Below are 11735 nucleotides of genomic sequence, written 5' to 3' on the forward strand. Positions count from 1 at the left end.
CTACCCGTTTCGGAAGCTGTCGAGAATCTCGTTGAAGGTGGTGCTGGGCCGCATGGCGGCTTCGGCGAGCGCGGGATCGGGCAGGTAGTAGCCGCCGAGATCGACCGGCGCGCCCTGGCACTCCACCAGCTCGGCGACGATCTGGTGCTCGTTGGCGGCCAGCGCCGCTGCGAGCGGGGCGAACTGCTCGGCCAGATCGGCATCTGATCCCTGGCGGGCCATCTCGTCGGCCCAGTGCTTGGCGAGGTGGAAATGGCTGGCCCGGTTGTCGGGCTCGTTGACCCGGCGGCTCGGAGCGCGGCCTTCGGCCAGCCACGTGCCGATGGCGGCATCGAGCGTGTCGGCCAGCAGTTGGGCGGCGGCGTTGTCGGCGACACGGGCCAAATGCTCGAGCGAGACGGCCAGCGCGAGGAATTCGCCGAGGCTGTCCCAGCGCAGATGGTTCTCGGCCACCATCTGCTGCACGTGCTTGGGCGCCGAGCCCCCGGCTCCGGTCTCGAAGAGACCGCCGCCGGCCATGAGCGGCACGACCGACAGCATCTTGGCCGAGGTGCCCAATTCGAGGATCGGGAACAGGTCGGTGTTGTAGTCGCGCAGCACGTTGCCGGTCACCGAGATGGTGTCCTCCCCGCGCCGGATGCGTTGCAGCGAGAAGCGGCACGCGTCGGCTGGCGCCAGTGTTCGGATGTCCAGCTCGTCGATCGTCGGGTCTGCGGACCGACGCTCGTCCAGCCGGGCATCGACCTTGGAGATGAGCTGGGCGTCGTGAGGCCGCTGCGAATCGAGCCAGAACACCACGGCGGCGCCGGTGAGCTGTCCCCGCTCGATCGCCAGGTCCACCCAGTTGGCGATGGCCGCGTCGTTGGTGGTGCACATGCGCCAGATGTCGCCCTCGGCGACCTGGTGGCTCATCAGCACCTCACCGGATTCGGTGACGACGCGCATGGTCCCCGCTGCGTCCACCTCGTAGGTCTTGTCGTGGCTGCCGTACTCCTCGGCTTTCTGCGCCATCAGGCCCACGTTGGGCACCGAGCCCATTGTCGTGGGGTCGAACGCGCCGTGCTCGCGGCAGTCGTCGATGACCGCCTGGAACACGCCCGAGTAGCTGGAGTCGGGGATGACGGCCTTGGTGTCCTGCTGGTTGCCCTCGGCGTTCCACATCTGGCCGGAGGCGCGGATCATCGCAGGCATCGACGCGTCGACGATGACGTCGCTCGGCACATGCAGGTTGGTGATGCCGCGGTCGGAGTCGACCATCGCCAGCCCGGGCCCGTCGCCGAGGACCGCGGCAATGTCGGCCTCGATCGCCTCGCGCGCTGTCGCTGGCAATGACTCGACTGCGGCGAGCACGTTGCCCCAGCCGTCGTTCGGATCAGCCCCGGCCGCCGCGAGCGCCTCGCCGTGCCGCTCGAACACGGGAGCGAAGAAGGCACGCACTGCATGCCCGAACACGATCGGGTCAGCGACCTTCATCATCGTGGCCTTGAGGTGCAGCGAGAACAGCACGCCCGACGAGCGCGAGTCGGCGATCTGGGCGTCGAGGAACTCGCGCAGGGCGGCGACCGACATGAACGTGGAATCCGCCACTTCGCCCGCATCGACGGCGACCTTGCGCATCAGGCGGATGTTGCCGTCAGCGTCGATGTGCTCGATGCTCAATGAGCCGGCATTCTGCACCGTCGCCGACTGCTCGTTGGAGCGGAAGTCGCCGGCAGACATCGTGGCGACGTGGCTCTGGCTCTGCGGCGACCAGGCGCCCATCGAGTGCGGGTACTGCCGGGCGTACTCCTTGACGGCGCGGGGGGCACGGCGGTCAGAGTTGCCCTCGCGCAGCACCGGGTTCACCGCCGAGCCCTTGACCCGGTCGTAGCGCTCGCGGATCTCGATTTCGGATGCGTCGGCGGGATCGTCGGGATAGTCGGGGACTGCGTAACCCTTCGACTGCAACTCGGCCACGGCGGCCTTGAGCTGGGGCACCGAGGCAGAGATGTTCGGCAGCTTGATGATGTTGGCGTCGCGATCCTGGGTCCACTCGCCGAGCTCGCTCAGCGCATCGCCGGTTCGCTGGTGGGGCTCGAGCAGGTCGCTGAACACCGCGAGGATGCGGCCCGTCAGGGAGATGTCCCGGGTCTCGACATCGACACCCGCAGCCTCGGTGAATGCGGTGATGATCGGCAGCAGCGAGTACGTCGCAAGCGCCGGGGCCTCGTCGGTGTGCGTGTAGACGATCTTCGAGCCAGTGTTCATGGAGTCAGCGTCTTGGGGCGAAGAGGACATAGCGATTGGACGCTATCGCCCGCCGGGGAGTCGTCGCCCGCTCGGCAGCGGCGGCTCAGCCGGTGGCGTGCGCCGCAGCGGAGGCTCCCGCCAAGCGGCCGAAGACTGCGCCCGCCGACAGGCCCGATCCGCCGGGATAGTTGCCGTAGAACAGGCCGCCCACCAACTCACCTGCGGCATACAGGCCCTTGATTGGCCGCAAGTCAGTGTCCATCACGCACCCGGTCTCGTCGATGCGGAGGCCTCCGAACGTGAAGGTCAGGCCGCAGGTCACGTGGTACGCGGCGAAGGGAGGCGTCTCGATCGGCATCGCCCAGTTCGTCTTGTCGGGGCTCAGGCCCCTAGTGCGGCGGCCGTCGAGCACGTTCGGGTCGAAACCGACGCTTCGGTCGACCGCTGCGTTGAACTCGCTGATGGTCGCCAGCGCCTGCTCGGTGTGCACGCCGTCCATGCGCGAGCAGAGCTCTTCGATGCTGTCGGCGGTCACCTTGGTGACCTGGCGGATGCGGTACTCGTCCCGCAGCAGGTGTTCGGTGCTGGCGTCGAACACCTGCCACGCCGAGTGTCCCGGCTGGGCCAGGATCTCTCGGCCGTAGCGGGCGTAGGTGTAGTTGCGGAAATCGGCACCCTCGTCCACGAAGCGCCGACCGTCGGCGTTCAGCACGATCGCAAACGGGTAGCTGTGCTTCTGGAAGCCGTCGCCGACGGCGAGGTCGCCGAACTCGGGCGCGTTGTAATCCCACGCCACGGCGTGGGCGCCGCTCCAGTTGCCGTATGGCATCGCGCCCGCTTCGAGCGCCATATTGATGCCGTCGCCGGTGTTGAAACGGGTGCCGCGCACCTTGGCGAGATCCCAGCCCGGTCCCAGGTAGCGGGTGCGCCACTCGGCATTCGCCTGAAAGCCGCCCGCAGCCAGCACGACAGCGTCCGCTTGGACGTCGACCATGCGCGCCGCTGCTGCACGCGCCGCCGCCCGCCCGCCGGCGTCGTGCAGCCGAACCCGAATGCCGCACACGGATCCGGCGTCGTCGGTCAGCAGCGAACGCCCGGCTGCCTCGTGCCACAGGTCGATCCGATTCCGGTCAAGCGCCGCCCGCAGCGATTCCACGAGTCCTTCGCCGCCGCCCACCGACTCCACCGTGAGGCCGCCCCAGAATGTGAAGCGCCCGTCCACCTTGAAGGCCTGACGGCCCCAGATCGGTGCGAAGCGCACGCCGTGGCTCGCCATCCACATCAGCGTGTCCTTGCTGCGAGTGACGAGCGTGTCGGCCAGTTCGGGATCGCACCGGTAGTCGGAGATGCGGCCTAGGTCGGCGTAGAACTGCTCTTCGGTGTAGGTGCCGAAGTCGGTCACTGCCACTTCGGCGTCGGTGAGATCGGGCATCAGCGCCCGCAGGTCATCGACGCCGTCATAGGCGAAGCGGATCGCACCGGCGGTGAAGCGGCTGTTGCCGCCGGCCTCGGCCTCCGGCGCCCGCTCCAGCACCAGCACCCTGGCGCCGCTCTCGTGCGCCGCGAGCGCCGCGCACATCGCAGCGTTGCCCGCACCGACCACCACCACGTCGTACTGCTGCGGTCGCTCCTGCGCAGCCACACCGGTCTCGCTCACGCCGGGCGAGCCTATGAGGCTGAGCGCTGGGCCCGAGTGGCCCTCGAGCGAAGCGAGCCAGAGCGGTACACCCTGGGCCGGCGACCTACGCTGCGGCGATGAGCGAGACCCAGACATCCGCGGAGGCCGGCTCTGATGCGCCGGTGGTGATCGACCACGAACGACTGGCGAGCTTCATCGCCGAGATCTTCCGCCACACCGGATGCTCGGACGCCGAGTCCGAGCGCATCGGCACGAGCCTCGTGGGGGCCAACCTGGCCGGTCACGACAGCCACGGCGTGATCCGCTCGGCGCTGTATGTCGAGCTGCTGGCCAACGGCGTTCAGCTCGCCGATCAGGAGATCAAGGTGCTGATCGACTCGGGCTCGCTGCTGCTGGTGGACGGCCAGTACGGCATGGGCCAGACCGTCGGTCCCGCTGCGGTGAAGCTCGGCATCGAGCGTTGCTCCGAGCTCGGCGTCGCCGTGGTGGGGCTGCGCAACGCCGGGCACCTCGGCCGCATCGGCGAGTACGCCGAGATGGCTGCCGCTGAAGGCCTCGTCTCGGTGCACTTCGTGAACGTCGCCAACAGCCGGTTGGTGGCGCCGTTCGGTGCGAAAGCCCGACGCATGGGCACCAATCCCTGCGCCTACGGGGCGCCCGTGGCCGGTCGCCGGCCCGTCATTCACGACTTCGCGACATCGGTCGTGGCCGAGGGCAAGGCCATGGTGGCACTGCACGGCGGCCCGGCCGTCCCTGACAACGCGCTGGTCTCCGGCGACGGGGAGATCACCGGCGATCCGCGGGTGCTGTACACGTTCGCCGAGGGCCAGCGGCCGAACTCGATGGACGGTCCCGGGGCGCTGCGGGCCATGGGCGAGCACAAGGGCTCAGGCATCTCGGTGATGTGCGAGCTGTTGGCCGGGGCGCTCACCGGCACCGGCACGGCGGGGCCGCGCCGGGTTCGTTTCGCGAACGGGATGCTGTCGGTCTACGTCGACCCGGCACAAGTGGACGCGGCTGTCGGCGAGACCGACGACGGCTACAACGGCATCGCGGCCGACTACTTGGACTGGTTCTACGACGCCGATGCCATCGATCCCGCCGAGGGGGTGAAGCTTCCCGGCGACGTCGAGCACGAGCGGCGCCAGCACCGCATGGCCAACGGCATCACGCTGCCCGCCGAGACCTGGGAGAGCATCTGCGGCGGCGCCCGCGCCGCCGGCGTCCCCGAATCGACGATCGCCGCTGCCGGTTCCTCGTCACTGTGAGCACGGGACTATGACGTTGGGGTCGTGGCGAACACAGCGGTGCCACGTCTCTCGCCGTAGCTGTTGCGCGCGAAGACGCTGAACTGGTACTCCACGCCGGGGGTCAGCCCTGTGACCGTGTACTGAGTGTCAGACAAACCGACGACAACCGTGGTGACCATGCCTGTGGGGGGGTGCACAGCCGGGTTCCAGGCGACGGTCAATTCGATCACCGAGTGACCCGTTGGGTAGCGATCCCAAGTCATGAGGACGGTGTTGGGTCCCTGAGGCGAGGCATCGACTCCCGTCGGGTTGGGCGGAATCGGGTTCCGCGCCCGTGTCCCGCCGTCACTGCCGCTACCGCTGCCGCCGCCGGATCCGGACGATCCGACCCCAGCGCTGTCACCGGCGTCGATGCAGCCGCCGGCCTGACTGTCTTGTTGGCGGGAGACTTGGATTGCTGCCGCTGTGGCGGCAGTTGGGCTGTCGATCTTGGTGACTCGTGCTTCGGATGCGGCCTGTTCGGCGTTCTGGGCGAGTGCGCCTCGGGTGGCTTCGTCGCTGCTGAGCGCCCAGATCCGCTCGGGCTTACTGTCGGCTAGGAACTGCACCGCTGCGTCACCGAGGGTTCCGCCGGGCTCGCTGAACAGCACTACAGCGTCGGTGGCGGCGGCTGCGAGCGCCGCCGCTTGCGCGGCCGTGGGAAGGTCCCAGCCGTCCGCGATCACCGCCGCGGAGGCGCGCCCTGCGGTGGCGACGCGCGCCACCATCACGGCGGTATCGGCGCGATCCGCGCCGCCCACGCGCCGAATCTGCGCTGCAGGCCCTGCCGCGGCGCTCGCAGCATCAACGATCTGCTCGCTGAGCGCGGCGGGACCACCCACGACCAGAACCCGCCTCACGCTGAACTCCTTGAGTGCCTCCGTGGCGGCGTCGCCCAGCTTGTCTGCAGACGTCCACAGCACTGCGTCGACGGTTCCTGCAGCCACCGCCGCGGCTGCTGCTGCGGTGTCAGCAGGGGACCAGCCGTTCGCCAGCGCCACCACCGCGCCGCGAGGGTCCGGGCACACGTCCAGCACCTGACGCGCCACCTCCGCCGCGGTCGCTTCGCGGTCCGCGCCCCACACTCTCGACATCGCCGCGCGCGGCGCCAAAGCAGCCAGCTCAGTCTCGATTTCGGGCCCGACCGCGGCAGAGCCGCCCACAAGCACAAAGGCCGACGCGCCGTGTTCGCCTACCAGTGAGGTGGCTGCGGCACCGGCCATGTCAGGCGCATCGACCATCAATACCGCATCTGCTTGGCCCGCTGCTACCAGCAGCGTTGCGGCGCCCACGTCAGCCAACGACGACCCCAACGCCACCGCGAACGCCGGCGCATCAGCACCGTCGGACTGCGCCCCCGCTCCAGGAGGTGCCGCGGCTCCCAACAGCACGATTGACAACAGCACCGCCGCCCAACGGCGGCCTTGCTGCCGAACGCCGGCTAGACCATTGCGGCCGCTACCCCCCCCCCCCCGCAGGACGGGCCCCGCAATCACGCGCAGCTGCGGCGGCCAACTTCCGAACGCTCGAACCATTCATATGAAGCTAGTTCATATGAATGAAAACTAAATGTGTATTGCCACATATATCTGAGAATCGCCCAGCGGATGCACCCGCCGTGCAGGCAAGCACAATGGTGTGGCTCGCGTCCTTGCGAGCCATGGGGTCGAGCCATCGACCCTTGCGCAGAGGTGATGCTGGCTGAGAACGTCGCGACGTGACGCCGGTGCCCTATTCCTCGAGGGTGGGGCCGGCGCCTTGGACGCGGGTCTGGCGCATGTAGCGACGCCACCGGTCGGCGTCGTAGCCGGCGCCGCGGTGCAGCAGGCAGCGGTTGTCATAGATGACGACGTCGCCGGGGCTCCACCGGTGCGCGTACTCGTCTTGTGAGCGGGTCGCGGCCTCGTTGAGCTCGTCGATCAGTCGGCGGCTGTCGACGCCGTGCCAGCCCACGATCGAGCGGGCGTGCGAGCCGACGTAGTAGTTCCGGAGCCCGTTGTTCGGGTTGGTGCGCACCAGCTTCTGGGGGATCGGCGGCAGCGACGCAGCGTGGTTCGGATCGACCGGGGCGACCTTGGTGCGGCTGAACACGTAGTCGTGCAGCACCACGAGGTCGTCGATCTCGGCCTGACGCTCGGAGCTGAGCCGGGCGTAGGCGGCGCGCTGGCTGGCGTACAGCGTCTCGCCGCCCTCGCCGGGCACTTCGTAGGCGCACAGGATCGACACGTACGACGGCACCAGGCGGAACGACGAGTCGGAGTGCCAGAGGTTGTTGCCCTTCTGGTTCTGCGTCAGCGGGTGGCGCTCGTCGCGCTTGTCCTGGGAGTCGATGACGTTGCCGATCGTGCCGAAGTACTCCACCTTGCCGGTCTTGCCGAAGACCACATGGTTCGGCTCGGGTTCGCCGAGGCTGCGGGTGAGCGCAAGCTGTGCCTCGTCGGACATCTGCTGGCCCGCGAAGTGGAGCAGCGAGTAGGTGTCGACGGCGTCGTGCAGCCCGGCAACAGCGGCGCTGTCGAGATGCTTCGACAGGTCGATGCCGCTGACCTTGGCGCCGAAATCGGGATGGATGGGCTCGAACGTCAGCACTGGCATCTCCCCCCTGCTGGATGCGGCACAGCAACTCCAGCGTCAATTCTGGCCGCGACGACCGGTCGCCAGTCCCTTCCGTCAGCTCTCGTAACGGGCGAGCGAGCCGCCGTCGGCCGCCAGCCGTTCGAGCAGCGGGCTCGGCGTCCAGTGGTCGCCGCCCAGCGTCTCGTCGTAGTGGCGGATACGGCCCAGCACCTCGTCGAGCCCGATTTCATCGGCCCAGTACATCGGCCCGCCGGTGTAGATGGGCCAGCCGTAGCCGTTGATCCAGGTGACGTCGACGTCGCTGCCCCGCAGCGCGATGCCCTCGTCGAGGATCTTGGCGCCCTCGTTGACCATCGGGTACAGGCAGCGTTCGAGGATCTCCTGGTCGGTGACATCGCGCAGCACCGCCCCCCGCTCAGAGGCGAAATCGCGGATCATCTGCTCGACCTCCGGATCGGGGGTCGACGCCCGGGTATCGGGGTCGTAGGTGTAGTAGCCGCGGCCGTTCTTCTGGCCGCGGCGGCCCGACTCGCACAGCACCTCGCGCACCGTCGAGCTCGACGAGGTGGCCTCGTTCCAGCCGACGTCGAGCCCTGCCAGATCGCTCATGGCGAACGGCCCCATCGGGAAGCCGAAGTCGTACACGACCTTGTCGATCTGGGCCGGCGTGGCGCCCTCCAGCAGCATCTTCTCGGCCTCGATGCCGCGCATGAACAGCATCCGGTTGCCGATGAAGCCGTAGCAGACGCCGCACAGCACCGGTGTCTTGCCGATGCGCTTGCCGATCGACATGGCAGTGGCGATGGCCGTGTGCGAGGTGGCGTCGCCGCGCACGACTTCGAGCATCCGCATGACGTTGGCGGGGGAGAAGAAATGCATGCCGATGACGTCCTCGGGACGTGACGTCGCCGAGGCGATCTCGTTGACGTTGAGCGCGGAGGTGTTGCTGGCCAGTACTGCGCCCGGCTTGCAGATGCTGTCGAGCTGCGCGAACACGTTCTTTTTGAGATCCATGTTCTCGAAGACGGCTTCGATCATCAGGTCGCAGTCCGCGAAATCGCCCATGTCCGTCGAGCCATGCAGCAGATCCATACGGGTCTGCACGTCGTCGGAGGAGATGCCGCCGCGCGCTGCGGTGCGCTCGTAGTTGCGCCGCACCACGCCGAGACCCCGTTCGAGGCTGGCCTCGTCCCGCTCGACCAGGGTGACCGGGATGCCGATGTTGGCGAAGTTCATGGCGATGCCGCCGCCCATCGTTCCCGCTCCCAGGATGCCGACACGTCCGATGTCGACCTGTGGCGTGTCCCGCGGCACGTCGGGCACCTTCTGCGCGGCTCGCTCGGCGAAGAAGTAGTACTGCTGCGCGTTGGCCTGCGAGCTGCCCATCAGCTCGCCGAAGATGCGCTGCTCGGCGGCAAGCCCGGCCTCGAAGTCGCCGCTGGCACCGGTCTCGACGGCTGCTTCTACGCAGCGCACGATGCAGTCGGGCGCTTCGAAGCCGCGAGTGCGGCGGGCGATCGAGGCTCGGAACGCTGCGAACTGCTCGGCGCCGAAGCCCTCGAGGCGGTCGTTGCGGTCTCGGATGCGCGGGCGGGGCATGCCTTCCGCCACCGCCCGGCGTGCGAATGCCACCGCCCCGGCCTCGAGATCGGCCAGCGACTCGCCCACGATCTCATTGATCAGACCGCAGTCCAGCGCCTCAGAAGCCCCGATGGGATCGCCGCTGACCATGATCTCGAGCGCCCGCTGAGGACCGGTGATGCGCGGCAGGCGCTGCGTGCCGCCGCCGCCGGGCAGCAGACCCAGCTTCACCTCGGGCAGGCCGAACTGGGCTGAGCTGATCGCCACCCGGAAGTGCGCGCACAGCGCTACCTCGAGCCCGCCGCCGAGTGCGGTGCCGTGGATTGCTGCTACCACCGGCTTGCTGCAGTTCTCCATGGCCTCTTGGCCGGGCACGAGGCCAGGGGGCTTCGGCGGCTGGGAGAACTCGGTGATGTCGGCGCCGGCGATGAACGTCCGCCCGTCGCAGATCAGCACGATGGCTGCGGCGTCGCTGGCCTCGGCCGCTGCCATGCCATCGATGAGGCCTTGGCGCACGTGATAGCTCAGCGCGTTGACGGGCGGGTTGTTCACGATGAGCAGCGCCACATCGTCACGGCGCTCAAGGCGGACCGACTCGGTCAACTGCATCGGATCGTTCTGTGTCATGGGCCGCAGCGTACGCAACGACGGCCGTACCGGACCGGGCCGGGCGGCTCGGCTCCGAATTCTCCCCGGTGCAGGCGGAGCCCGGCGATACGCTGCGAATGTCCTGGGAGCCTGCGGGCCCCGAGCCGCATCGAATGGAGCGCCGGTGACCGAAAAGCCCGACCCGTTCACGGTCCCGTTCGGGACCATCTTCTGCGACTGGATGACGACGGCGCGCGCCGATGACGGGCCGTACGTCTACGGCGGCGTAGCAGAGCCGTTCGGCGACTTCTCGATCAGCCCCGCAGCGCACGTACTGCACTACGGCAGCGCCATCTTCGAGGGGCTGAAGGCGCACCGCCAAGTCGACGGGTCATTGGCGATCTTCCGGCTGGACAGCCATGTTGCACGCATGGTCGCGAGCGCGGAACGGCTCCGGCTGCCCGCGATCGACGGCGATGTGCTGTACCAGATGTCCATCGACGCCGTCGAGGCCAACTCCGGCGAAGTGCCGGACCCGCCCGGCTCTCTCTACATTCGCCCAACGCTGATCGGCACCGAGCCCGACATCGGGGCCGCCGCCCGCCCGACGCGCAGCGCGCTGCTGTACGTCGTCAACTGCCCCGTGGGCGACTACTTCAAGGGCGGCGTTCGGCCACTCACGTTGCTGGTGGAGACTGAGATCCCCCGGACCGTCCCGCAGTTCGGCATGGTCAAATGCGGCGGCAACTACGCGATGGCGCTGGCGCCGACGCTGGATGCGATGGCCGGCAACGAGGCGATCGATCAGATGCTGTTTGCCACCGGCGGCGACATCACCGAGACCGGGGCATCGAACTTCTTCCTCGCCGATGACGAGCGGGTGGTGACTCGCCACCTCGATGAGTCGTTCCTCCATGGCGTCACCCGGTCGTCGGTCATCGAGCTTGCCGCATCGCTGGGCTACGAAGTCGAGGAGCGATCCATCGACCCCGAGGAGCTCGTCGAGTGGGCCGAGCGAGGCGAGGCCTTCCTGTCGGGGACAGCCGCCGTGCTGGCGCCGGTCGGCACGATCCTGTACGAGGGCAAGACGCTCACCGTGGGCGACGGGCAACCCGGCAGCAATACGATGCGGCTGCGCCAGGCGCTGGTCGACATCCAGATCGGCGCTGCACCCGATCCGTTCGGCTGGCGCACCCCAGTGAAGGGTTGAGCCTCGTGGCCAGCCAGGACGCCAGCCGAACGGTGTCCTGGACCGCCATGGAGCACGGGACTGCCGAGGACTATGCGTTCCTGGACAGCCAGCACTACGCACACGTGCGATCCGGGCTTGTCGACAACCTGTTGAACATCTTGCAGTGCCTGCGCGGACCGACGCTGGGCTACCCGATCGACCGCTACGACCACAGCCTCCAGTCGGCAACGAGGGCGCTGAGGAACGGCGAATCGACTGACTTGGTGACCGCAGCGCTGCTGCATGACATCGGCGATGCGTTCGCGCCGGAGAATCACAGCGCTGCCGGCGCTGCGGTGCTGCAGCCCTACGTCGACGAGCGCACCCACTGGGTGATTGCCCACCACGGGCTCTTTCAGGGCTACTACTACTTCCACCATCTCGGCGGAGACCGGGACGCCCGCGAGCAGTATCAGGAGTCGCCCCACTACGACGCCTGCGTGGACTTCTGCGAGAACTACGACCAGAACTGCTTCGACCCGAGATACCCCAACTTGGCCGTCGAGGACTTCCGCCCTCTGCTCGACGAAGTCTTCAGCCGCCCCTCACAACTCCCCGCCACCGCCCCCCTGACCTGAACGCGGCCGGCACGGCCATCACA

The 11735-nt window shown here is 68.3% G+C and carries 8 protein-coding genes; 3 read left to right on the forward strand and 5 right to left on the reverse strand.

The genetic code is table 11. The features are described from left to right. Together ACOGI5_RS11525 and tcuA are read right to left on the reverse strand one after the other, a co-directional pair. Positions 1 to 2247: an NADP-dependent isocitrate dehydrogenase gene (locus ACOGI5_RS11525; protein ID WP_419864560.1), complete on the reverse strand. Its 2247-nt coding sequence runs from the start codon at positions 2245 to 2247 to the stop codon at positions 1 to 3. A gap of 85 nt (positions 2248 to 2332) precedes the next feature. Next, entirely contained in the window at positions 2333 to 3886 is a 1554-nt protein-coding gene (tcuA, locus tag ACOGI5_RS11530; RefSeq protein WP_419864561.1) for an FAD-dependent tricarballylate dehydrogenase TcuA, read from the reverse strand. Between the two features lie 98 nt (positions 3887 to 3984). Here tcuA and ACOGI5_RS11535 point away from each other — a divergent pair, with 98 nt between their 5' ends. Beyond that, on the forward strand, positions 3985 to 5136 hold the full coding sequence (locus tag ACOGI5_RS11535; protein WP_419864562.1) for an Ldh family oxidoreductase: 1152 nt from the start codon (positions 3985 to 3987) through the stop codon (positions 5134 to 5136). Between the two features lie 8 nt (positions 5137 to 5144). Here the strand turns inward: ACOGI5_RS11535 and ACOGI5_RS11540 are convergent, their stop codons facing one another. From ACOGI5_RS11540 to ACOGI5_RS11550, 3 genes are all read right to left on the reverse strand, one after another. Further along, entirely contained in the window at positions 5145 to 6548 is a 1404-nt protein-coding gene (locus tag ACOGI5_RS11540; RefSeq protein WP_419864563.1) for a fibronectin type III domain-containing protein, read from the reverse strand. A 340-nt stretch (positions 6549 to 6888) separates the two neighbouring features. Continuing rightward, complete coding sequence (locus ACOGI5_RS11545) at positions 6889 to 7746, reverse strand: TauD/TfdA dioxygenase family protein (RefSeq protein ID WP_419864564.1); 858 nt, start codon at positions 7744 to 7746, stop codon at positions 6889 to 6891. An 81-nt stretch (positions 7747 to 7827) separates the two neighbouring features. Then, positions 7828 to 9942 (reverse strand): 3-hydroxyacyl-CoA dehydrogenase NAD-binding domain-containing protein, encoded by a 2115-nt coding sequence (locus ACOGI5_RS11550; RefSeq protein ID WP_419864565.1) that lies wholly within the window; start codon positions 9940 to 9942, stop codon positions 7828 to 7830. A gap of 145 nt (positions 9943 to 10087) precedes the next feature. On the opposite strand from ACOGI5_RS11550, the gene ACOGI5_RS11555 reads away from it, so the two are divergent. Continuing rightward, positions 10088 to 11113, forward strand: coding sequence for a branched-chain amino acid aminotransferase (locus tag ACOGI5_RS11555; protein ID WP_419864566.1), 1026 nt, complete (start codon positions 10088 to 10090; stop codon positions 11111 to 11113). A gap of 5 nt (positions 11114 to 11118) precedes the next feature. Continuing rightward, positions 11119 to 11712, forward strand: coding sequence for an HD domain-containing protein (locus ACOGI5_RS11560; protein ID WP_419864567.1), 594 nt, complete (start codon positions 11119 to 11121; stop codon positions 11710 to 11712). Positions 11713 to 11735 lie beyond the last annotated feature (23 nt).

The organism is Candidatus Poriferisodalis sp. (assembly GCF_965208925.1).
Taxonomy (GTDB): Bacteria; Actinomycetota; Acidimicrobiia; order Acidimicrobiales; family Poriferisodalaceae; genus Poriferisodalis.